This window comes from Aeromonas molluscorum (genome assembly GCF_051376105.1).
In the GTDB taxonomy this organism is placed as follows: Bacteria; Pseudomonadota; Gammaproteobacteria; order Enterobacterales; family Aeromonadaceae; genus Aeromonas; species Aeromonas molluscorum.
Genome location: NZ_JBPQCY010000002.1, coordinates 1511150 through 1533340, shown reverse-complemented (window position 1 = coordinate 1533340; position 22191 = coordinate 1511150). Strand labels below are relative to the sequence as shown.

Annotated in this window: 20 protein-coding genes; 15 read left to right on the top strand and 5 right to left on the bottom strand. The window is 58.7% G+C overall.

Annotated elements, in window-relative coordinates; translation table 11 throughout:
* Nucleotides 1-71: 71 nt before the first annotated feature.
* The 15 genes from gltB (at nt 72) to ACSMDR_RS17605 (ending at nt 17361) form a co-directional block, all read left to right on the top strand.
* Entirely contained in the window at nt 72-4529 is a 4458-nt protein-coding gene (gene gltB / locus ACSMDR_RS17675; RefSeq protein WP_436469091.1) for a glutamate synthase large subunit, read from the top strand.
* Between the two features lie 11 nt (nt 4530-4540).
* Nucleotides 4541-5956: an FAD-dependent oxidoreductase gene (locus tag ACSMDR_RS17670; protein ID WP_005907600.1), complete on the top strand. Its 1416-nt coding sequence runs from the start codon at nt 4541-4543 to the stop codon at nt 5954-5956.
* A gap of 185 nt (nt 5957-6141) precedes the next feature.
* The gene (mtnN, locus tag ACSMDR_RS17665) at nt 6142-6834 is read left to right on the top strand and encodes a 5'-methylthioadenosine/S-adenosylhomocysteine nucleosidase (protein ID WP_436469090.1); all 693 of its coding nucleotides are present in this window, start codon (nt 6142-6144) and stop codon (nt 6832-6834) included.
* Between the two features lie 5 nt (nt 6835-6839).
* Complete coding sequence (locus ACSMDR_RS17660; protein WP_436469353.1) at nt 6840-7793, top strand: cobalamin biosynthesis protein; 954 nt, start codon at nt 6840-6842, stop codon at nt 7791-7793.
* 40 nt (nt 7794-7833) lie between these two features.
* Nucleotides 7834-8613, top strand: coding sequence for a cobalamin-binding protein (locus tag ACSMDR_RS17655; protein ID WP_436469352.1), 780 nt, complete (start codon nt 7834-7836; stop codon nt 8611-8613).
* Between the two features lie 13 nt (nt 8614-8626).
* On the top strand, nt 8627-9034 hold the full coding sequence (locus ACSMDR_RS17650; protein WP_005903152.1) for a rhodanese-like domain-containing protein: 408 nt from the start codon (nt 8627-8629) through the stop codon (nt 9032-9034).
* A gap of 98 nt (nt 9035-9132) precedes the next feature.
* Nucleotides 9133-10137 carry a UDP-N-acetylglucosamine 4,6-dehydratase (inverting) gene (gene pseB / locus ACSMDR_RS17645; RefSeq protein ID WP_436469089.1) on the top strand — a complete coding sequence of 335 codons (1005 nt, stop codon included), beginning with the start codon at nt 9133-9135 and terminating at the stop codon, nt 10135-10137.
* Nucleotides 10134-11276, top strand: coding sequence for a UDP-4-amino-4,6-dideoxy-N-acetyl-beta-L-altrosamine transaminase (gene pseC, locus ACSMDR_RS17640; RefSeq protein WP_436469088.1), 1143 nt, complete (start codon nt 10134-10136; stop codon nt 11274-11276). The genes pseB and pseC overlap by 4 nt, the downstream gene beginning before the upstream one ends.
* Nucleotides 11267-12112, top strand: a complete 846-nt coding sequence (locus ACSMDR_RS17635; RefSeq protein ID WP_436469087.1) for an aldo/keto reductase — start codon at nt 11267-11269, stop codon at nt 12110-12112. Before pseC ends, ACSMDR_RS17635 begins: the two co-directional genes overlap by 10 nt.
* Nucleotides 12109-12864: a cytidylyltransferase domain-containing protein gene (locus ACSMDR_RS17630; RefSeq protein WP_436469086.1), complete on the top strand. Its 756-nt coding sequence runs from the start codon at nt 12109-12111 to the stop codon at nt 12862-12864. Before ACSMDR_RS17635 ends, ACSMDR_RS17630 begins: the two co-directional genes overlap by 4 nt.
* Nucleotides 12861-14150, top strand: coding sequence for an aminotransferase class III-fold pyridoxal phosphate-dependent enzyme (locus tag ACSMDR_RS17625; protein WP_436469085.1), 1290 nt, complete (start codon nt 12861-12863; stop codon nt 14148-14150). The genes ACSMDR_RS17630 and ACSMDR_RS17625 overlap by 4 nt, the downstream gene beginning before the upstream one ends.
* A complete protein-coding gene (locus tag ACSMDR_RS17620) occupies nt 14151-15095 on the top strand; it encodes a hypothetical protein (RefSeq protein WP_436469084.1) in 945 nt (314 codons plus the stop codon).
* The gene (gene pseH, locus ACSMDR_RS17615; protein WP_436469083.1) at nt 15077-15640 is read left to right on the top strand and encodes a UDP-4-amino-4,6-dideoxy-N-acetyl-beta-L-altrosamine N-acetyltransferase; all 564 of its coding nucleotides are present in this window, start codon (nt 15077-15079) and stop codon (nt 15638-15640) included. Before ACSMDR_RS17620 ends, pseH begins: the two co-directional genes overlap by 19 nt.
* Nucleotides 15637-16677 (top strand): pseudaminic acid synthase, encoded by a 1041-nt coding sequence (gene pseI / locus ACSMDR_RS17610; protein WP_436469082.1) that lies wholly within the window; start codon nt 15637-15639, stop codon nt 16675-16677. The genes pseH and pseI overlap by 4 nt, the downstream gene beginning before the upstream one ends.
* Before the next feature lie 18 nt (nt 16678-16695).
* On the top strand, nt 16696-17361 hold the full coding sequence (locus ACSMDR_RS17605; protein ID WP_436469081.1) for a class I SAM-dependent methyltransferase: 666 nt from the start codon (nt 16696-16698) through the stop codon (nt 17359-17361).
* A gap of 62 nt (nt 17362-17423) precedes the next feature.
* Here ACSMDR_RS17605 and ACSMDR_RS17600 read toward each other — a convergent pair whose 3' ends face one another.
* The 5 genes from ACSMDR_RS17600 to ACSMDR_RS17580 are packed head-to-tail and all read right to left on the bottom strand — an operon-like array spanning nt 17424 to nt 22175.
* Nucleotides 17424-19511 carry a motility associated factor glycosyltransferase family protein gene (locus ACSMDR_RS17600; protein WP_436469080.1) on the bottom strand — a complete coding sequence of 696 codons (2088 nt, stop codon included), beginning with the start codon at nt 19509-19511 and terminating at the stop codon, nt 17424-17426.
* Complete coding sequence (locus ACSMDR_RS17595) at nt 19511-19783, bottom strand: hypothetical protein (protein WP_436469079.1); 273 nt, start codon at nt 19781-19783, stop codon at nt 19511-19513. Before ACSMDR_RS17595 ends, ACSMDR_RS17600 begins: the two co-directional genes overlap by 1 nt.
* Before the next feature lie 50 nt (nt 19784-19833).
* A complete protein-coding gene (fliS, locus tag ACSMDR_RS17590; RefSeq protein ID WP_436469351.1) occupies nt 19834-20256 on the bottom strand; it encodes a flagellar export chaperone FliS in 423 nt (140 codons plus the stop codon).
* 29 nt (nt 20257-20285) lie between these two features.
* Nucleotides 20286-21683, bottom strand: a complete 1398-nt coding sequence (gene fliD, locus ACSMDR_RS17585) for a flagellar filament capping protein FliD (protein ID WP_005903124.1) — start codon at nt 21681-21683, stop codon at nt 20286-20288.
* Nucleotides 21684-21716: 33 nt separating this feature from the next.
* On the bottom strand, nt 21717-22175 hold the full coding sequence (locus ACSMDR_RS17580) for a flagellar protein FlaG (protein WP_436469078.1): 459 nt from the start codon (nt 22173-22175) through the stop codon (nt 21717-21719).
* Between the last annotated feature and the right edge of the window lie 16 nt (nt 22176-22191).

Here is a 22191-nt window from a genome sequence, read left to right as displayed (position 1 = left end):
CAGACGGAACCACAAGAGCCAATCGCAATTTATGCAGTTTGCGAATCAAGGCCGAGCAAGGGAGATATGCAATGTCACTATATGATCCAAAGCTGGAGAGGGATAACTGTGGCTTCGGCCTGTTGGCCCACATGGAAGGGGAAGCCAGCCACAAGCTTGTCCGTCTCGCGATGTCAGCATTGGCTCGCATGCAACACCGCGGCGGTATCTCCGCCGATGGTAAAACCGGCGATGGCTGCGGCCTGCTGCTGCAAAAGCCCGACAGCTTCTTTAGAGCCGTGGCCGAGGAGAAAGGCTGGCATCTGGGCCGCAAGTATGCGGTCGGCATGCTGTTCCTCAACCCGGATCCCGTGCTGGCCCAGCAAGCCCGTGACATCATCAACGAAGAGCTCGAGCGCGAGACCCTCAGTCTGGTCGGCTGGCGTCAGGTCCCCATTGATACCCATGTACTGGGCCCCATTGCCAAGGCTTCCCTGCCCAGCATAGAGCAAGTCTTCGTCAACGCCCCTCCCGGCTGGGTCGACAAGGATCTCGAGCGCCGCCTTTATATAGTGCGTCGTCGCATCGAGAAACGCATCAGCGATGACTACTTCTACGTGGTCAGCCTCTCCAATCTGGTAACCGTCTACAAGGGGCTCTGCATGCCCGTGGACCTGCCGCATTTCTACCTGGATCTTGCCGACATCCGTCTGCAATCAGCCATCTGCGTCTTCCACCAGCGCTTCTCCACCAATACCAGCCCGCGCTGGCCGCTGGCACAGCCGTTCCGCTACCTGGCTCACAACGGCGAGATCAACACCATCGCTGGCAACCGCCAGTGGGCCAAGGCGCGTAGCTACAAGTTCGCCACCCCGCTCATTCCGGATCTGCAAGAGGCCGCCCCCTTCGTCAACACCACGGGCTCCGACTCCTCCAGCCTCGACAACATGCTGGATCTCTTCCTGGCCGGTGGCATGGATCTGTTCCGCGCCATGCGCCTGCTGATCCCGCCTGCATGGCAGAAGCACCCTAACATGGACGAGGATCTTCGCGCCTTCTACGACTTCAACTCCATGCACATGGAGCCCTGGGATGGCCCGGCTGGCATCGTCATGACCGACGGTCGCTACGCAACCTGCGCCCTGGACAGAAACGGCCTGCGCCCTGCCCGCTATGTCATCACCAAGGACAAGTTCATCACCCTCGCCTCCGAAGTGGGCACCTGGGACTACACCCCGGATGAGGTGCTGGAGAAGGGCCGGGTCGGCCCGGGTGAACTGTTCGTCATCGACACCAGCAACGGCAAGGTGTGGACCAGCTTCGAGATCGATGACGATCTCAAGAGCCGTCACACCTACAAGCAGTGGATGACAGATCACTGCAAACGCCTGATCCCCTTCGAGCAGATGGACGATGCCAACACCGGCGCCCGCGAGCTGAATGACGATCAGCTCAAGACGTATCAGAAACTGTTTGGCTACTCCTATGAGGAGCTGGATCAGATCATCCGCGTACTCGGCGAGAACGGCCAGGAGGCCGTCGGTTCCATGGGTGACGACACCCCCATGGCGGTGCTCTCTTCCAGGCAACGCACGCTCTATGATTACTTCCGCCAGATGTTTGCCCAGGTGACCAACCCGCCCATCGATCCATTGCGGGAAAACCACGTCATGTCCCTGGCGACCTGTATCGGCAGCGAGCAGAACGTGTTCAACGAGACCTTTGGTCACGCCCACCGAGTGCTGTTCCAATCGCCCATTCTGCTCTACTCCGACTTCCATCAGTTGCTGGCCCTGGAGGGAGATCACTATCGCCACACCCTGATCGACCTCAACTTTGCCCCAAGCGAAGGGCTGGAGGCGGCCGTTAAACGTATCTGCCTGGAGGCCGAGACGGCCGCCCGTGCTGGCACAGTGCTGCTGGTACTCTCGGACAGAAACATCAGTGCCGATACCCTGCCCATCCCTGCCGCCATGGCGGTGGGTGCAGTGCAGCGCACCCTGGTCGACAACAACCTGCGTTGTGACGCCAACATCCTGGTCGAAACCGCCAGTACCCGGGATCCGCACCACTTTGCCGTGCTGCTCGGCTTTGGCGCCACCGCCGTTTACCCCTACCTCGCCTACGAGACGCTGGCCAAGCAGTTGGAGGAGGGCGTGCTCAAGATGAGCCTGCGCCAGGCCATGCTCAACTACCGCAACGGCATCAACAAGGGTCTCTACAAAGTGATGTCCAAGATGGGCATCAGCACCATCGCCAGCTACCGCTGCTCCCAGCTATTCGAGGCGGTGGGTCTGTCCAAATCCATCGTCGAGACCTGTTTCCGCGGCGTCGCCAGCCGCATTCAGGGTGCCGATTTTGAAGATATCCAGCAGGATCAGCACAATCTGGCCCGCACCGCCTGGCTCAAGCGCAAGCCCCTCAATCAGGGCGGCCTGCTCAAGTTCGTTCACGGCGAGGAGTACCACACCTATAACCCGGACGTGGTGCAAACCCTGCAAACCGCGGTGCGCTCCGGCGAATACAGCGACTATTTGCACTACGCCCGCCTGGTCAATGAGCGACCGGTGGCGACCCTGCGCGATCTTATCGGGGTCAAGCAAGGCCAGCAGGCCATCTCCATCGACGAGGTAGAGCCTGCCACCAATCTCTTCAAGCGCTTCGACTCCGCCGCCATGTCCATCGGCGCCCTCGGCCCCGAGGCTCACGAAGCCCTGGCGATTGCCATGAACCGCCTCGGCGGTCAGAGCAACTCAGGGGAAGGCGGTGAAGATCCCAAGCGTTTTGGCACCGAGAAGAACTCGCGCATCAAGCAAGTTGCCTCGGGCCGCTTTGGCGTCACCCCCCACTATCTGATGAATGCGGATGTCGTGCAGATAAAAGTCGCCCAGGGCGCCAAGCCCGGTGAAGGCGGCCAGCTGCCCGGGGACAAGGTGACAGCCCAGATAGCCCAGTTGCGCTATTCCGTGCCTGGCGTGACGCTCATCTCGCCGCCGCCGCACCATGACATCTACTCCATCGAGGATCTGGCTCAGCTCATCTTCGACATCAAGCAGATCAATCCAAGCTGCCTGGTGTCGGTGAAACTGGTCTCCGAGCCCGGGGTAGGCACCATCGCCTGCGGGGTGGCCAAAGCCTATGCCGACTTCATCACCATCTCCGGTTATGACGGCGGCACAGGGGCCAGCCCCATCACCTCGGTCAAGTATGCCGGCTCCCCCTGGGAACTTGGCCTGGCCGAGACCCAGCAAGCCCTGGTCGCCAACGGCCTGCGCCACAAGGTGCGGCTGCAGGTGGATGGCGGCCTCAAGACGGGTCTGGATATCATCAAGGCGGCCATCCTTGGCGCCGAAAGCTTTGGCTTCGGTACTGGCCCCATGGTGGCGCTCGGTTGCAAATACCTGCGTATCTGCCACCTGAACAACTGTGCCACCGGCGTGGCCACACAGGATGAGAAACTGCGCCGTGACCACTTCACCGGTCTGCCGGAGATGGCCATGAACTACTTCAGGTTCGTGGCTCAAGAGACCCGTGAGTTGATGGCCGGGCTTGGTGTCAGCCAACTGACCGACCTCATCGGCCGCACCGAGCTGCTCGAAGCCCTGCCCGGTCTCACCGCCCGTCAGGCCAAGCTGGATCTATCCGGTATCCTGGCCAAGCCGGTGGCTGTGGCAGGCTCCAGCCTGTTCTGCCAGCAGCACAACCCCACCTTCGACAAGGGGCCGCTCAACCTGCGTATGGTCGAAGACCTGCTCGAGGCGGTGGAAACCAAGAGTGGCGGCGAATATCGCTACGACATTCGCAACACAGACCGCTCCATCGGGGCGCGCCTCTCCGGTGAAATCGTCACCCGACACGGCAACCAGGGCATGGCCAGCGACCCGGTGCGGGTCCACTTCAACGGCACCGCAGGCCAGAGCTTCGGCGTCTGGAACGCCGGCGGTCTGGAGCTGATCCTGACCGGTGACGCCAATGACTACGTGGGCAAGGGCATGACCGGCGGCAAGTTGGTGGTCAAACCCCATGTCGGCGTGTCGTTCAAGTCTCATGAAGCAGCTATCATCGGCAACACCTGCCTCTATGGCGCCACCGGCGGCAAGCTCTATGCGGCAGGTACCGCGGGTGAGCGCTTCGCGGTGCGTAACTCTGGCGCCCTGGCTGTGGTCGAGGGCATTGGCGACAATGGCTGCGAATACATGACTGGCGGCATAGTGACTGTACTCGGTGAAACCGGAGTCAACTTCGCGGCGGGCATGACCGGCGGCTTCGCCTACGTGCTCGATTGCGATGGCCACTTTACCAAGCGTACCAACTCCGAACTGGTGGAACTGCTGGAGGTGGCGAGCCTCGCCATTCATCAGGAGCACCTGCGCGGCATCATTACCGAACATCTGAACGAAACCGGCAGCTCACGCGCCGAGGAAATTTTGGCCAACTTTGATTCCTATGTGCCGAAGTTCAAGCTGATCAAACCCAAGTCCAGTGACGTAAAGGCACTGTTGGGCCATACCAGTCGTTCCAGTGCAGAACTCAGAATCCAGGCGCAGTAAGGAGGGAACCTATGAGCCAGAACGTATTCCAATTTGTTGATGTTCAGCGGGTCGACCCGCCGAAGAAGCCATTGAAAATTCGCAAGATCCAGTTTGTGGAGATCTACGAGCCCTTCAACCAGTCTCAGGTCGGCATGCAAGCGGATCGCTGCCTCGATTGCGGCAATCCCTATTGCGAGTGGAAGTGCCCGGTGCACAACTACATCCCCAACTGGCTGAAACTGGCCAACGAGGGGCGCATCCTTGAAGCGGTGGAGCTCTCCCATCAGACCAACAGTCTGCCGGAGGTATGCGGCCGGGTCTGTCCTCAGGACCGACTCTGTGAAGGTGCCTGCACCCTCAACGACAGATTCGGCGCCGTGACCATAGGCAACATCGAGAAATACATCACCGACAAGGCGTTCGAGATGGGCTGGCGCCCGGATCTCTCCAACGTGATCAAGACCGACAAGCGGGTCGCCGTCATTGGCGCGGGCCCAGCTGGCCTGGCCTGTGCCGACGTGCTGGCCCGTGGTGGCGTCAGCGCCGTGGTGTTCGACAAATATCCAGAGATTGGAGGCCTGCTCACCTTTGGCATCCCCTCCTTCAAGCTGGAAAAAGAGGTGATGCAGCGCCGCCGCGAGATCTTCGAGGCCATGGGCATCGAATTCCGGCTTGAGACTGAAGTCGGTAAAGACGTCTCCTTCGCCGATCTGCTCGGCGAGTTCGACGCCGTCTTCCTCGGGGTAGGCACTTACAAATACATGAAAGGCGGCTTCACCAACGAAGAGGCTCCCGGCGTCTATGATGCCCTGCCCTACCTCATTTCCAACGCCAACCGGCTGCTGGGCTTTGAGAAGGCGCAAGCCGATTACATCGACTTCGCCGGCAAGCAGGTGGTGGTACTCGGCGGGGGTGATACCGCCATGGACTGCGTGCGCACCGCTATCCGTCAGGGGGCTGACAAGGTGATCTGCGCCTATCGCCGCGATGCAGAGAACATGCCGGGCTCCAAGCGCGAGGTGCAAAATGCCCGCGAGGAAGGGGTTGAATTCATGTTCAACCTGCAACCCGTTGGGGTCGAACTCGATGCCCATGGTCGCACCTGCGGCATCAAGGTGGTAAGCACCGAACTGAGTGCCCCCGATGCCAACGGTCGTCGCAACCCTGTGGTTATCGCAGGCTCAGAGCAAGTACTGGCCGCCGATGCCGTGGTCATGGCTTTTGGCTTCCAGCCCAACCCGCAGCCCTGGATGAGTGAGTTTGGTATCGAGCTGGATAGTCGCGAGCGGATCCGCGCCCCCGAGCAGTCCGATTTCGCCTTCCAGACCACCAATCCCAAGGTGTTTGCCGGTGGCGATGCGGTGCGCGGTTCGGATCTGGTGGTGACCGCCATCTACGAAGGCCGCAAGGCCGCCGAAGGGATCATGGAGTATCTGGCCGTGTGACCCAAGCCATTAGTCGGACCGGCCTTCTCTGGTCGCACTGACTAACAAACCGACGCCCCCGCCCCTGCGGGGGCGTTTTTTTGTGCAAGCGATCACCCAAGGCCGCCTCGCCTGTAGGCTTGGCGCGGATTTTTGCTATGATTGCCGCAACTTATACGGGCTTGAGCCCCTAGACGAGGTTTCTGATGAAAGTAGGTATTATCGGCGCCATGGAGCAGGAAGTTGCCCTGCTGCGTGGCCAACTGAGCGACATGACCACCACCCAGCTTGGCGGCTGTGAGTTTTATAGCGGCACACTGGCAGGCAAAGAGGTGATACTGACCCGCTCCGGCATCGGCAAGGTCGCCGCCAGCGTCGCCACGTCGCTGCTGCTGGAAAAATTTGCCCCCGACTGCGTGATCAATACCGGCTCTGCCGGCGGTTTCGATCACGCGTTGCGGATAGGTGACGTGGTGATCGCCAGCGAGATGCGCTTTCACGACGTGGACGTAACCGCTTTTGGCTACGAGATGGGCCAGATGGCGCAACAACCCGCCGCTTTCCCCTGCGATGCCCGTCTCATTGCCCTGGCCGAGGAGTGCATCGCCCTGCACGGCAAGCACAAGACCAAAGCGGGACTCATCTGCACCGGCGACCAGTTCATGTGCAAACCGGAGGCTATCGCCCGCGCCCGCGCCGACTTCCCGCAGATGCTGGCCGTCGAGATGGAAGGGGCCGCCATCGGTCAGGTGTGTCATATGTTTGGCGTGCCCTATCTGGTAGTACGCGCCATGTCTGACATTGCAGGCAAGGAGCAAGTGGAATCCTTCGACGCCTTTATCGAGGTTGCCGGTCAGCACTCCGCCGAGGTGATCCTCTCCCTGCTTGGCAAGCTGTGATAACCCTGCCCACCCTCGACACCCTGACCATGATGGCTGCCACCCCGGCGGCCATCATGGTGGGTGCCGCCTTGCTCGAGGCACTGCTGCCAAGACCTGACTGGTTGCGCCTCTCCGCAAGCGAACCCCTGCTCAGCCGGCTGGGCCACCGGGTTCATCGTCCGGACGGCACTCCGAAAGCGCAGTGGCAAGCGGGAATATTGGCGCTGATCGTCGTCTGGCTGCCCTGCGCGGCCGGGCTCTGGGCGGTGCGTAATCTCGCCCTGTCCGAACCGTTGTTCGACCTATTGTTTCTGTTGCTGATGCTGGAATCCCGTCCCCTGCGTACCCTGAGCACGGCATGCGGCGCTTTACTAAAAAGCGATGCTCTGCCGCTGGCTCGATTGCAAGCAGCCCCCTGGCTCAAGCGTGAAACAGGCAAACTCTCTGCCATGGGTCTTGCCAAGGCACTGTGCGAAGCAGGCTCCCTGCGTTTGCTCGGCGGCTGGGCTGGGCCCCTGCTTGGCTTTGCATTAGGTGGCGTGCAGGGCGCCTTGTTGTGGCGCTTGGCCCAGCTGACGCAGTACGCCTGGAGCTGCAAGCAACCGGCTTTCGTGCAATTCGGCCGCCCGGCCGCAGCCCTCCATCAGGGACTAGCGGCTCCCGCAGCCCTGCTGCTGGCGCTGCCCAACCTGTTCCCCAATGTCAAAGAGGGGATGAATGCCCTGCGCAGCGGCTTGACCCGCTGGCCCCATCCGGCCGCTGGCGCCCTGCTTGCCTGCTTGGCGCACCGATGCAAACTGCGCCTCGGTGGCCCCCGTTACTACCAGGGCACGCTAGTGCGACTGCCGGTACTGGGAGATGGGGACGACCCCTCCTGGGAGAGCCCGCGTCGGCTGCTCAGACGGCTCCAGTGTATCGGCTGGGGTTGGCTCGCTCTGGCCTTGCTGCTCACACTTATCGGAGGCCTGCATGGCTAAGTCCTGGCTAGCCGGCGCGCTGCTCTGGCTGCTGGCGGCGATGGGGCAAGCAACCGAGCCGCCCCAGCGCATCATCAGCCTGACCCCCCATCTGACCGAGCTATTGGTCGATATAGGTGCGGAAAGACGCATCGTCGCCACCGATGATGCGTCCGACTATCCGCCACAGGTGCGCGCCCTGCCCCATGTGGCCAATTATCGCAGCATCAATATCGAGGCATTGCTTGCGCAAAAGCCGGATCTGGTGGTGGCCTGGCGTTCGGCCCAGGCACGCATGCTGGCGCCCATCGAACAGCTTGGCATCCCGGTGTTTTACTCTGAACCCACCGATTTTGCCTCCTTGGGCCAAGAGATGCGGGCGCTGGGTGAGCGCTTGGGTTTGCAACAAAATGCCAATGCCCAAGCCGATGCCTATCTCGCCAGACTGGCGACGCTCAAGGCCAAATATGGTCATGGTGAGTCCATCAGCGTCTTCTATCAGCTCTGGAACCCGCCACTGACCAGCGTTAGCGGCTACGCCTGGCCGGCGCAAGCCATCACCCTTTGTGGTGGCCGCAATCTGGTCGATAACGCGGCCAGTCCCTACCCCCAGGTCGGGCTGGAGCAGATCATCAAGGCCAATCCCCAGCTTATCCTCGCTGGCAGCCGGGACACGCATGTGCTGGATCACTGGCAACAGTGGCCCATGCTGGATGCCGTTAAACAACACAGACTCGCCCTGATCAATTCGGATGAGCTGCACAGATTTACCCCGCGGGCACTCAACGCGGTTGAACAGGTGTGCCAGGCCATCGCGGCGGCGCGCTCTCCCCAACCTTGATCCGGAGGTCATCATGGCCCTCTCTCTTCGCCGCATTCCCTTCACCCTGTTATGGGCCACTCTGAGTGGTGCAAGCTTGCTTGGCACCAGCGCCATGGCAGTGGTTCCCATCGACCAGCAGACCCTGCAGAGCTGGCAGAATCAATCGAGCAAGCGACCACTGCTGCTGGATGTGCGGACGAAGGAGGAGTTTGCAGAGGGCCATATTCCTGGCGCCATCAACATCTCCCACGATCAGCTCATCAAGCGTCTGGCCGAGATCGGCGATGACAGAAGGCTGCCGGTGGTGGTCTATTGCCAAAGCGGGCGACGCGCAGCCCTTGCCGAAGCCGAGCTGGAAAAAGCCGGGTTTGACCATGTCTATCACCTCAGCGGCGACTATCAGGGCTGGGTGAAAAGCAAACAGACTGTCATTAAGTAGACAGTGGATGAATTGACCTGTCGGGCCATCATCTGATTATTGTTGGCCCTGATTTTGCATTTAATCTCTCCAGACTCCTCTTCACACGAGATACATCTATGTTCAACGAGAAAACGATCCTGGTTACCGGCGGCACCGGCTCTTTTGGCAAGCGTTTCATCCAGATGGTGTTGGAGCGCTACCAACCGGCTCGTCTTATCGTCTATTCCCGTGATGAATTGAAGCAGTTCGAGATGCAGCAGCACTTCAACCACCCCTGCATGCGCTACTTTATTGGCGACGTGCGCGATGGCGAGCGGCTCGACATGGCCATGCGGGACGTGGATTATGTGGTGCACGCGGCGGCGCTCAAACAAGTACCTGCCGCAGAATACAACCCCATGGAGTGCATCAAGACCAACGTGGGTGGAGCGGAAAACGTCATCAAGGCAGCACTCAACAACGGCGTCAAGAAGGTCATTGCCCTCTCGACCGACAAGGCAGCCAACCCGGTCAACCTCTATGGCGCCACCAAGCTCTGCTCCGACAAGTTGTTTGTCGCCGCCAATAATATGGCGGGCAAGAACCCGACTGTCTTCTCCGTCGTTCGCTATGGCAACGTGGTTGGGTCCCGTGGCTCTGTGGTGCCCTTCTTCGAACAGCTCATCGCCAAGGGGGCTTCGAATCTGCCCATCACCCATGCCGAGATGACCCGCTTCTGGCTGACCTTGCAACAAGGGGTTGAGTTCGTGCTGGCAAACTTTGCCCGCATGAAAGGGGGGGAAGTGTTCGTTCCCAAGATCCCTTCGGTGCGCATCACGGATCTCGCCAGTGCCATGGCGCCCGAGCTGCCGCAAGAGATCATCGGCATCCGCCCGGGGGAGAAGCTGCACGAGGTGATGTGCCCGGCCGATGACTCCTACCATACCTATGAATTCAAAGACTATTACGTCATCGCCCCCAGCATCACCTTTACGAGTCGTAACAATGACTTCGCGATCAATGCCCTGGGGGAGCAGGCGACCCTGGTCGAGCCCGGCTTTGAATACAATTCCCTCAATAATCGCCATTTCCTGTCGATAGAAGAATTGAAAACCATGAACCAGCAGGTGCTAGCCGAATGATCCCCTATGGACGCCAATCCATCACCGATGAAGATATCGATGCCGTCGTTGCCGTACTGAAGTCGGACTATCTCACCCAGGGTGAGATGGTGCCCGCCTTTGAACAGGGGTTGGCCGATTATTGCCAGGTCCCCCATGTGATCGCCTGCAGCAATGGCACCACAGCACTGCATCTCGCCTGCACCGCGCTGGCACTCGGTACGGATGATTGGGTCTGGGTCTCGGCCATCAGTTTCGTCGCCTCGGCCAACTGTGCCCGCTACTGCGGTGCCCAGGTGGACTTCGTCGACGTGGAGCCCGATACCGGCAACCTCTGCGTGGCGGCGCTGCGTGAGAAACTGCACAAGGTTCAGGGTACTCCCCGCCAGCCCAAGGCGCTGATCGCCGTGCATCTGGCGGGCCAACCCTGCGATCTCGCCGAGATTGGCGCCCTGTGCCGGCAATATGACGTGCACCTCATCGAGGATGCCTGCCATGCCCTGGGGGCCAGCTATCAGGGGGACCCCATCGGCAGCTGTGCCCACAGCGACATGACCGTCTTCAGCTTCCATCCCGTCAAACCCATCACCACGGGGGAAGGGGGCGCGGTGACCACCCGCAGTGCCGAGCTGGCGGCCAAGCTTCGCCTCTATCGCAGCCATGGTATCACCCGGGACCCCGAGCAACTGAGCACTCCCAGTCCGGGGGGCTGGTACTACGAGCAGCAGGTACTGGGCTTCAACTACCGGCTGACCGACATCCAGGCGGCGCTGGGCTCAAGCCAGCTCAGTCGCCTGCCCCTGTTTATCGACCAGCGCCAGCAGTTGGCCGCCCGTTACGACGCTCTGCTGACCCGGCTGCCGGTGCAGCCCCTGCGTCAAAGGGATGGCCGCCGCAGCGGCTACCACCTCTATGTGGTCCAGGTCGCCGACCGGGACCGGGTGTTTGCGCAGCTGAGGGAGGCCGGCATCGGCGTCAACGTCCACTACATGCCCATTCCGGCCCAGCCCTATTACCGTGATCTCGGCCATGACCCGGCCGATTACCCCGGTGCCCAGTCCTACTATCGGCAAGCCATCAGCCTCCCTCTTTTCCCAACGCTCTCGCAGGCCGAGCAGGACAAGGTCGTCGAGGCCCTGGAGCGGGTACTATGCGCCTAGCCTTGGGGACTGTGCAGTTCGGGCTCGCCTATGGCATCAGCAATAGCGCGGGCGAGGTAGCGGATGACGAACTCGACACCATACTGGCCCTGGCGCGCAAGCTGGGCGTGGATACCCTGGACACGGCTCAGGCCTATGGCAAGGCAGAGGCGAGGCTCGGGATGCACAGCACCAACGACTTTCAGCTCATCACCAAGCTAGCACCGGGCATCGACGCCAAAGACGTAGACTCCTATGTGGAGTCCAGCCTGCAACGATTGGGACGCCCCAGGCTGGATGGCTTGCTGCTGCATCGCAGCCAGGATGCCAGCCCTGCCCTGTTCGAGGCGTTGGCGACACTGCAGCAAGAGGGCAAGGTGGGCAAGACAGGGGTCTCCGTCTACTCCCCCGAGGAGCTGGCACTGTGGCTGGAGCAGGGTTACCCCCTGGAGCTGGTGCAATTGCCTGCCAACCTGCTCGATCAGCGTTTTTTACGCTCGGGCTGGCTCGACCGATTGCAGAACTTGGGGTGTGAAATCCATGTTCGCTCCCTCTTCCTGCAAGGCCTCTTGTTGATGCAGCCGGACCTGCGTCCCGACCATTTTCACCCCTTCAGCGAACAGTTGGCGCGGCTGGATGGGTGGCAGCCCCACAGCTCCCCCCTCCACAAGGCGCTCTCCCTGATCCCGGCCCTGCCCCAAGTGAGCCGCTTCGTGGTAGGGGTCTGTCATGCCCATGAGCTGGCGGCGATCGCATCGGCCTATGCCCATCTGCATCCGTGCCATGACAACAAGCTGGCTGCCCTCGCCTGTGACGAGCCGGCCCTCATCAACCCTGCACTCTGGAGTTCATCATGATCCTTGGCATTTTACAAGCCAGAGCCAACTCAACCCGGCTCCCAAACAAAGTGCTCAAGCCCCTGCTAGGCGCCCCCATGCTCGCCCGCCAGATTGAACGGCTCAAGCGCTCGGCCAGACTGGATCAGCTGGTGGTTGCCACCAGTGACCAGGCCGATGATCTCGCCATAGCGGCGCTCTGCACAGAGCTGGATGTTCCCTGTTTTCGCGGCCCCCTGGACGACGTGCTGCTGCGCTTTCATCTGGCGGCGCAACCCTTTGGCCCCAGCCAGATTGTCCGGCTCACCGGCGACTGCCCCCTCGCGGATCCCGCCCTCATCGATGCACTCATCGAGCTTCATCTGGCCGGCGGCTACGACTACAGCAGCAACTGCTGGGATCCCAGCTACCCGGACGGACTGGATGCGGAGATCCTGAGCGCCACTACCCTCGACCTGCTGGCCGAACGCGCCCAGAGCCCGGCCGAGCGCGAGCATGTGACCTACTACATCCGCCAGCATGCGGATCAGTTCAAGATAGGGACACTGAGCCGCACCCCCAGCCTGGCCCACCTGCGCTGGACGGTGGACGAGCCCGCCGACTTCGCCCTGGTCGAGCAGATATATCAGCGCCTCTACCCGTCCAACCCGGCCTTTGCCACCGACGACATTCTCGCCTTGCTGGCGCGGGAGCCGGCGCTTGCGACCCTGAACACTCAACATCAACGCAATGAGGGGCTGGCAAGCTCGCTGGCCAAGGAGAACCACTCATGACCTCACGTTATCAGCATTCACTGGCGCTCTCCGCCCGGGCCGAGCAGAGCATTCCTTTAGGCTCCCAGACCTTCTCCAAGAGCCGCCTCTGCTTCCCCTACGGCGCCGCCCCGCTCTTTATCGAGCGCGGCCAGGGTGCCAGGGTATGGGACGTGGATGGCAACGACTATCTGGACTTTGCCAGTGGCCTGCTGGCCATCAGCCTGGGTTACTGCGACCCGGATATAAACCAGGCCGTGCTGGAACAACTCAATCTGGGCTCCATCTTCTCCCTTCCCCATCGGCTGGAAACCGAGGTTGCCGAACAGCTGATCGAGCTTATCCCCTGTGCCGAGATGGTGCGCTTTGGCAAGAACGGCACCGATGCCACCTCCGCCTGCATCCGCCTTTCCCGCGCCGTCACCGGTCGGGAGCGGGTCGCCGTCTGCGGCTACCACGGCTGGCAGGACTGGTACATCGGCTCCACCACTCGCCACCTGGGGGTACCCGAGTGCGTACGCGAACTGACCCATCGCTTCGACTACAACGATCTGGGCTCCCTCAAGGCCCAGCTGGAGGCCCATCCCGGCGAGTTTGCCGCCGTGATCCTGGAGCCCATGAACGTCGCCTGGCCCACTCCCGAGTTCCTGCCCGGGCTGCGCCAGCTCTGCGACGAGCACGGCGCCCTGCTCATCTTCGATGAGACCATCACCGGTTTTCGCTTCCACCTCGGCGGCGCCCAGACCCTGTTCGGGGTCATTCCGGATCTGGCCGCCTTTGGCAAGGGCATGGCCAACGGTTTCCCCATCTCCGCCGTGGTAGGCCGCCGCCAGTACATGGGCCGCATGGAGGATATCTTCTTCTCCGGCACCTTCGGCGGCGATGCCATCGCCCTGGCGGCGGCCAACGCCGTCATCAAGAAGATGCGCCTGCTCGACGTGCCAGCACGACTGGCCGAGCGGGGCCAGCAACTGCTCGATGGGCTCAACGCACTGCTGCAACAAATAAACGCCCCGAGCTGGCTGCAAAGCGCCGGTCACCCGAGCTGGAGCTTCCTGCTGATCGGCGACTCGGCCAACCACTCCAGCTGGCTGCTGAAAAGCTACTTCATCCAGGAGCTGTGCAAACGGGGCATCCTCAGCCTCGGCAGCCACAACCTCAATCTCGCCCACAGCGAGCAGGACGTTCACACCCTGCTGAGCGTCTATGCCGAGGTGCTGCCAGTGCTTATCCGTCTGGATGCCGACAAGGCCATCCATCAATCTCTGGATGGCGAGCCGATCCAGCCGGTGTTCAAGGTGCGCTGAGTGCTGCCCCTATGGATTTTCAGCGAAGGGGACAAGCGTCGGGGTCTGGGTCACCTCAGTCGTTGCAGCGCCTATGCCGCCGCCTGGCGGCAACAGGGCGGCACTGTCCACTGGGTGGTCGAGGGCGATGATCTTGCCAGCGCCATGCTCAAGGAGGAGTCCGTGAACTGGGGCAACTGGCAGCAACAGTCCATCTCCCCGCAGCAGGCGGTCGCTATTGTCGACTCTTATTCGGCGAGCCTGACGACACTGCAGAGCATAGCGGCGGGTTGTGTGCGGGTTATTTACCTCGATGATACCGAGCGCCTGGACTATCCAGAGGGGATGGTGATCCATGCCAGCCCCGGTACCCCAGGCAACAAGTGCGGTGCCGCCACCTGGCAGTGGGGGCCGGGTTGGCAACCCCTGCGCCCTCCGTTCTGGTCCGTTACCGCCCGAACCCGAGTTCCCGAGCGCATCGAGCGCATCCTGATCATCATGGGGGGAACCGACGTGCGCGACCTGACGCCAAGGCTGGTCAGCTGGCTAAGCCAGCACTGTCCGGAGGTGGTGCTGGACGTCGTCATCCGGGAGCACGATCCGCGACTATCGGGCTGCAGGCAACATCACCGCCTCGATGCCAGCCAGATGGCCGCTCTCATGTGTCGTTGCGATCTGGCCATCAGCAGTGCCGGACAGGTGACCTATGAGCTGGCGCGCTGTGGTCTGCCGGGCATCCTTGTCGGCGTTGCCGACAACCAGGCCAGTCAGCTGGCTGGCTGGTGCGGCCCGGACGCCTTCCTCCCCGGCGGCTGGTGGCATGATGCCGGCTTGCTCTCCCAGCTGGAACAAAGGCTGGCAAGACTGGCTGCACCGAACGAACGCACCCGACGAGCACGCAAGCTGCAAACGCTGATGGCAGGAAACGGCACACTGGAGGCGATCTCATGGCTCAACCAGAGATAGATCTGCAGCAGCGCTTCGAGCTGGCAGATGTCACCCTCATCCCTTTCGCCATGCTGAACGAGCAGCAGATAGTGGCGGTCTGGCAGATGCGCAACCATCCGGAGATTGCACGCTGGATGAACACAGGGGGTGACATCAGCCTGGAGGCGCATCGCGCCTTCATGGCACGCCAACACCAGGCAACTCGCAACCTGAACTACCTCTGCCAGGACCCTCAAGGGATCCTCGGGGTACTCTCCCTGCACCGCCTGGACTGGCACAATCGCCTGGCCTGGCTCGGGATCTATCGCAATCCCTGGCGCAGCGAGAAACGGCTTGGCGCGCGCCTGCTGACCGCCGTCAACCGGCTCGCCTTCGAAGTCGCCCATCTGCACACCCTCAAGCTGGAAGTCGCGGCGGACAATGAAAGAGCCATTCAAGCCTATCTGAGAGCAGGCTTTCGCCATGAAGGCGCCTGGCGGGAGGCGGTCTATCGCCCCCAAACAACAAACCATGTCGATCTCGTGCTGATGGGGATCACTGAACAGGAGTGGACACATTCATGATCCAAGCCATGGCTAGCGCCATCAATCCGGACAGGTGCTTCATCATCGCCGAACTGTCTGCCAACCATGGCCACTCCCTGGAGACGGCGCTGGCGACGGTACGCGCGGCCAAGGCATGTGGTGCCGATGCCATCAAGATCCAGACCTACACGGCCGACACCATCACCCTTGATTGTGACAATGAGTATTTCCAGATCAATCAGGGCACCATCTGGGATGGCACCACGCTCCACAAGCTCTATCAGGAGGCTTATACCCCCTGGGAGTGGCATGCCGCCATCCAGGCCGAGGCCCGCAAAGAGGGGCTCGTCTTCTTCTCCACCCCCTTTGATGTCACAGCGGTCGATTTTCTGGAAGACCTTGATGTCCCCCTCTACAAGATCGCCTCGTTCGAAATCACCGACATTCCCCTGATCGAATATGCGGCCAGCAAGGGAAAACCGATGATCATCTCTACCGGCATCGCGACCCTGGCCGACATCGATGCCGCCATGCAGGCCTGCCGCCGCATGGGCAATCATGACATCACCCTGCTCAAGTGCACCTCCTCCTACCCCGCCCCGGTAGAGGAGGCCAACCTGCTCACCATGCCCAATATGCGACAGACATTTGGTGTCAAGGTTGGGCTATCGGACCATACCATGGGGCAGGCCGTCGCCATGGCCGCTGCTGCGCTGGGCGCTCAAGTGATCGAGAAACATTTTATCTTGGATCGTGAATTGGGTGGTCCGGATGCTTCATTCTCCATGACGCCTGCAGAATTTACGCAGATGGTCGAGGGGATAAGGCAAGTAGAGGCTGCCCTGGGTGAGGTCAATTACAGCCTCAGTGCCAAGGCCACCCTGAACCGGCAATTCTCACGTTCACTCTTCGTCTGTCAGGAGATGAAGGCTGGCGAGGAGTTCACTCCGCTTAATCTGCGATCCATTCGACCAGCTCATGGGTTGCCCCCGGTCCACCTCCCCTCCCTGCTGGGACGTCGCGCCAACCAGGATATTCCAGCAGGTACGCCGCTGGACTGGTCATTGGTTTCCTGAGCTGCCAAGGAGCACAACATGAAACAGAAGAGTGTCTTTATGGCGCAAGAAGGGAACGAGTGGTATGAGAGAAACAAAGCCGCCATTCTCGACAAATCGCTCACGAGCGATCCCATCTTCAAGGCGCTGCAATATCTAGGGAGCAAACCCGCCAGGATCCTGGAGATAGGCTGCGCCAATGGCTGGCGACTGGCGCTGCTGGCCGAACATTATGGTGCCTATTGCTATGGAGTGGATCCTTCAAGCAGCGCCATCCAGGATGGACTCTCTCGCTATCCTGGGTTGCACCTCACCGTGGGCACCGCCGATTGCTTGCCCGAGATAGAGCCCGTTGACCTTATCATCTTCGGATTTTGCCTCTACCTTTGCGACCCGCAGGATCTGTTCAAGATTGCCGCTGGCAGTGATGCTTTGCTGGCTGACAGGGGCCTTATGACCATCATGGATTTCAACCCCCCGGCGGGCCACTATCGGAACGACTACCAGCACCACGCCAATCTTTTCAGCTACAAGATGAACTACGGAGAGTTGTTTGGTTGGCATCCTGGCTACCATCGTCTGTTTGAACACGTACAACACCACGATGGCAGTGCTGAACTGGAGCCGGATGCACTGATTTCGGTACAGATATTGCGTAAGGATGCGAGGCTGCTCGCGGCACAGAACCCCTACCCGAAGAGATAAAAAATACCGACCTTCGGGTCGGTATTTTATTTTTTGCTCTTACTTTCTGAATGCTTCTGCTTTTATTTTCTAAACAGTGCCATCACTTCACTATCTATCATGTCGACACTGTCGAGTGCCCTTGGGTACATTTCTCTCGCCTTCGATAAAAACTCCAGCCATAAATCGATAGCCGGTTTCATCAACTCCAGCGTTTCTTCCTCACCTTCGAATGAATAGAGAATGGAGCTCAGCAGAGTAAACACATAATTCATCGAACCTATCATGGTTTGGGAGATATGCTGCTGCCGAGTGGCGGCGATCTGAGCAAGATAGCCAAAGTTACGCAACATCAGCTGATTCAGCTCATTTCGAGATGAGAACTCCTGTCGCCACTCGGCCACCATCTTGTCGATGAAGATATTGAAGAACTCGACGTCAAGCAGCGAAGAGAAGTCTTGCTTGGACAAGGGGATGGGGGCACAGAGCGCAGTGATCTCCGCCAGCAGGGCCGTCTTGTCTACAGGCGAAGAGAGGCTGATCTCAACACTTGGCAAGGCTCTGGTCTTCTCAATCTTGGCGCCATCGCTGCAGTTGAAGCATCGAACATCTTCATTGGTGGCCAGTACTTGTTCGATCACCCGGCGAGAGGTGTCAAACATGGCATTGCTGATAATGGTGCCGCCAAAATTCCCTTCCCGCTGCCATTGGCTATCACCATACATCATGTCACCCAGCGCCCCGGCACTCTCCTCATTGTTATAATAGGAGCTGAGCTTTGAATGATGATGTCCCTTGTTCTTGTAGCCGTTATCAAGACCGAACAGATAAAGGTTTTTAAAACCAAGATGGATGGGAGCGCTGACACCGATATTGCCCACCAGAGGGTTAACACCACCGAGGGCTGCACTAGCGGCCAAGTGCGAGAAGTAATTATGATAGAGCACGACGCCAGGCTCACCAAGTTTGAAGACAAGCGCTGATTGATTGAATAGCGAAGCGCAATCAGGGTGGATCACATCCGTGCTCAGGAACAAGATATCCCGCAGATAATCTGGATCGTTCAAGTTGACCAGGAAGTCATAGACAATCTTGGTCCGCTCCGTTTCAACGTGAATGTCCGGCTTGATACCTATCTTGTGCAAGGCTGATATGGCACTGCCACAAGAGACGATAACGGCCTTGTCTTTATTTTTTTCGAGGGTAGCAATAGCGCTATCCAGCGAAGGGCCATTGGCGACAATAAATATGGGCGTTCGCTGATATTTTGATGAGATTCTGTGCTCTTTTTTCAAGAAAGGGACTGCACGTTCGATATTATTGATGGTATGAGACAGTGCAATCAGGTTGTCGTCAAAGAAACCCCAGCCCATTACCAGCAGATAATATTCTTGCTGTACCTTCTCAATCAGTTTTTTTATCTTGTCGCACTGATAGCCCCACATGATGAAAGCATTGGCGATCAGGAAAGAACCCCGGCTGTGAATAGCCGACGAAAAGTCCTTCACTATGGTTTCTTCATCTTGCCCCAGCAGGATGTGCAGCCCCAGATTCTCCTGGTGCAAGTAAGCCAGTAGTGGTGCCCAGTCAAAGCAAAATAGCGACCCGTAGAATAGGTCCAAATCCGGCTCAAACAGGAAGAGAGTGCCAATCTTGCACCGCTCATAGAGATAACCAAGGTGGTAACCCAGACCTACCCCGAAGATAAGAGCACTTGGTACCTCATTGGGGACATGGCTCAGCATATCTTCCCTGATGGATATCTCGTCCAGGTAAGCATTCAATTTATTGAGGTATTCAACATGCATGAAGCCAAGGGGATTGGCCTCCTGACTGAAAGAGAACTTGGATAACCCCCCTTTTTCCATGAACTCTTGCACCAGCGTCTCGCAAATAAGGTAGGGTTCGGCACCATAAACGGCTACATCATCATCGAGCCAGGCCAGATTGGGTTGACCGTTCTCACTGCAGAAAAATTTGAATGGGCGGGCGGGCTGATAAGCCTCATACATGTCGGCAATGTGGGGAATATATTGCCGAAATGCCGCCATATTCTGTGTAAAGCGAAGAGGCAACGCCACCTTCATGGCGGCTTCCTGCTCTGCTTGCTGCTGCAGTCGTTGCGCCTCCTGTTCAGCTTTTGCCAGGGCCGCATCCATATTGACTGACATCAAAACTCCTTGCTGTTCACGCGATACGCTTGCCCAGCCTTATTGGCTGTGCCAATTTGAGCCAGTTGTTTGAAGACACTCTGATGATGACTGGCAGCCATAGCTTGCATGTGCTCTTCCTGCACGGCAGCCTTGGCGGCCAAGGCTGCAATGTCTTGCTGTTGCATCGGATTCTCTTTGGCTTGCTGCACTAAGCGCGTGATCAACATCAGTCGATCATCCATGCACTGCAGCGCCTCGTCATAGCGCTGCTGTTGCAAGAGCAGCGCCATTAAACGGGCATTTTCCGTTAATGCGTCATCAAGGGAGGTTAGTGTAACTATCACAGCTCGCCCTGCTGTCTTCTCATTTGATAGCCTTGGTTTTTTTCTGCATCAGGCAGTTGATCCCAACCGGACTTGATCGTCACCATCAGGCCCATGACTTCATCGAGCGGTGCGGCATCTCGCCCCAAGCTTGCATCCCAGATACGTTCATCCATATAGGAATAAAGCCCGAGCAAATCTTCGGATATCGTTCCCTGACTCATATCCAGCGCATCCTGCAAGCCATGCAGCAACCCTTGCGCCTTGGAGACGGCAATCGACTTTGCCTCCATGTCATGCCGCTCTATGGCGCCCTTGGCCTGGGCCAGACGCTCGAGAAAACCTTGCATCATCAACTGAATGACACGATGAGGATCGGCAACCGCCAAATCAGCCGCTATGCTGGTCGCCTTATATGCCTTCAGATTACGGTTATACATCAGATGGGTCCTCGCGATATAACTCTCTATCAATTCTTATTGTTGATTTGTAATGACGACAGAGCAGATGCAGAGTTATTCATTTTTACAAGCAATGCATCCAGGCTGCCATATTGAGCACGTAGCGACGCCTCATATTTCACTAGCTGTGCATTGGAGGTGACCTGTTTTTGATTCAGACTACGCAGGTCAGAGTTGAGCGTATCGGTACGCTGCGCCAGCATCCCCCCTGACTTGGTATACTCTTTCAGCCCTTTGCTCAGAGAACCAGCAAGGCCATTTTCATTACCAAATAATGCGACGACCTGATCGAAGTTCTTGTCGACCGCTTCACCAAATTTCTCTTTATCCAGGGACAACTTACCCTTGTTATCCATCTTCATGCCAATCTCGAAGATGGTCGAGTAGGTCGAGCTGCTACTTGAAGGGCTGACCACCAAATTGCTCATATAGGTGTTGATGGCTCGCGTGGTCGAATCCCCGGACAGGGCTCCGCCGTCATCCTGCTTCACTCCCCCTACAAAGCTGCTGCGTTTGCCGAGTGTTCCTATCTTGTCTTGCAAGGCGTTATAACCATCGACAAATTGCTGCACCAGCTCCTGGATGGAGGTCTTGTCAGTGGTGATATCAACCTTGTTGGACTTCAGGTCGCCATTGCCATCCTTGTCGGAGACCCGCAGCACAGTCAGTTTCAAATCCTGAATGGTGTCATCGAAAACATTGGTATCACTCTTGAGGACATTGCCATCGACGACTATCTCGGCACTGCCAGCGGCTTGAGTCTGGCTCATGGCACTGCCCGCGGCGCCGGTCGAGAAGAGATCCAGCTCAGCGTTGTCACCGCTGATGGTCAGATCCTTGCCATCTCCCGACACGCCCGAGTCGATGATGAGCTTGGCCTTGCCGTCTGCGGTATTGACGATGTTGGCGCTAAGCCCGAAGTTATCCCCATTGCTGTTGATGCTCTTGCGGATATCTTGCAGGGTATCGCCCGCTTTCACATCCACCTTGAATGTCTTGTCACCCGCCTTGAACGTCAGCTGACCATCCTGAGTGATCAATGCGGCCGTTGAACTATCGAACACCCCTTCCTGCCGGCTCGTCTGTGCCAACTTATTGACGGTGATATTGTACTGACCGTTGGAGCCACCGCTCTTGCTCTCCATTTTCAGCACAGGATCATCTTTATCCTGCGTGATATTGATGGCGCGTTTGTTGAAAGCGCCAGGGGCACTCAACTTGTCGAGGATATCGGTGAAGGCAGAGATAGAAGACTTGAGCTGGCCGACACCAGACAAGGTGATTTGGGTGCTGTTTTGTTTGGTGATGATCGGCTGCTGCAACTGAGCCTTTCTGGCGGCGACACTCGCCGAGATCACACTTTCAAGATCAATACCCGATCCTGCACCTGCCGAGGTAATCGCCATAACATGCTCCTGTCAATCAGCTTAAAAATACGTTCATACCTGCCCATCAAACAGCAGGCCAGACAGGTTGACCCCATCGTCACCAGCTTGTTCCATGGCCTGTAACCTCTTATTTATCAAGAGGATCTCTTCACTCGGTATCTGGCGAATCACCTGTTTGGTATCGGCATCAATCACCTTGATCACGGGTTGATCGAGCTCAGGCATCAGAGTGAAATCAATGGTCCAGCCTTTTACCTTGCTCAAATTGGCCAGTTTCTCTTGCAATTCCTGGGCCTGTTTCTCTATTTGAGCCTTTTCCATACGCGATGCCGACGCCTTGATGTGCGCTGGCGCCTCCTGCGATGACTTCGCTGTCGGCTCGACACTTGTTTGTTCGACCACATTATCCCCACCAGAGACTGGCGGAGAAACAGACATGGCGACCTGAGGGCCGCCATGTTGAGTTAGCGTCGAAGTAACAGAGGGCATGACTATCGATTCAGTGGCCATCTGCTGCTCCTCCTAA

Bases quoted from the DNA above. Each gene is read 5' to 3' on its own strand.
- ACSMDR_RS17625 (WP_436469085.1), top strand. From the start codon at position 12,861: ATGACCTCACGTTATCAGCATTCACTGGCGCTCTCCGCCCGGGCCGAG.
- ACSMDR_RS17670 (WP_005907600.1), top strand. From the start codon at position 4,541: ATGAGCCAGAACGTATTCCAATTTGTTGATGTTCAGCGGGTCGACCCG.
- mtnN (WP_436469090.1), top strand. From the start codon at position 6,142: ATGAAAGTAGGTATTATCGGCGCCATGGAGCAGGAAGTTGCCCTGCTG.
- ACSMDR_RS17580 (WP_436469078.1), bottom strand. From the start codon at position 22,175: ATGGCCACTGAATCGATAGTCATGCCCTCTGTTACTTCGACGCTAACT.
- pseC (WP_436469088.1), top strand. From the start codon at position 10,134: ATGATCCCCTATGGACGCCAATCCATCACCGATGAAGATATCGATGCC.
- ACSMDR_RS17600 (WP_436469080.1), bottom strand. From the start codon at position 19,511: ATGTCAGTCAATATGGATGCGGCCCTGGCAAAAGCTGAACAGGAGGCG.
- ACSMDR_RS17635 (WP_436469087.1), top strand. From the start codon at position 11,267: ATGCGCCTAGCCTTGGGGACTGTGCAGTTCGGGCTCGCCTATGGCATC.
- pseI (WP_436469082.1), top strand. From the start codon at position 15,637: ATGATCCAAGCCATGGCTAGCGCCATCAATCCGGACAGGTGCTTCATC.
- fliS (WP_436469351.1), bottom strand. From the start codon at position 20,256: ATGTATAACCGTAATCTGAAGGCATATAAGGCGACCAGCATAGCGGCT.
- ACSMDR_RS17655 (WP_436469352.1), top strand. From the start codon at position 7,834: ATGGGGCAAGCAACCGAGCCGCCCCAGCGCATCATCAGCCTGACCCCC.
- fliD (WP_005903124.1), bottom strand. From the start codon at position 21,683: ATGGCGATTACCTCGGCAGGTGCAGGATCGGGTATTGATCTTGAAAGT.
- ACSMDR_RS17630 (WP_436469086.1), top strand. From the start codon at position 12,109: ATGATCCTTGGCATTTTACAAGCCAGAGCCAACTCAACCCGGCTCCCA.
- pseH (WP_436469083.1), top strand. From the start codon at position 15,077: ATGGCTCAACCAGAGATAGATCTGCAGCAGCGCTTCGAGCTGGCAGAT.
- gltB (WP_436469091.1), top strand. From the start codon at position 72: ATGTCACTATATGATCCAAAGCTGGAGAGGGATAACTGTGGCTTCGGC.
- ACSMDR_RS17650 (WP_005903152.1), top strand. From the start codon at position 8,627: ATGGCCCTCTCTCTTCGCCGCATTCCCTTCACCCTGTTATGGGCCACT.
- ACSMDR_RS17595 (WP_436469079.1), bottom strand. From the start codon at position 19,783: ATGGCGCTGCTCTTGCAACAGCAGCGCTATGACGAGGCGCTGCAGTGC.
- pseB (WP_436469089.1), top strand. From the start codon at position 9,133: ATGTTCAACGAGAAAACGATCCTGGTTACCGGCGGCACCGGCTCTTTT.
- ACSMDR_RS17605 (WP_436469081.1), top strand. From the start codon at position 16,696: ATGAAACAGAAGAGTGTCTTTATGGCGCAAGAAGGGAACGAGTGGTAT.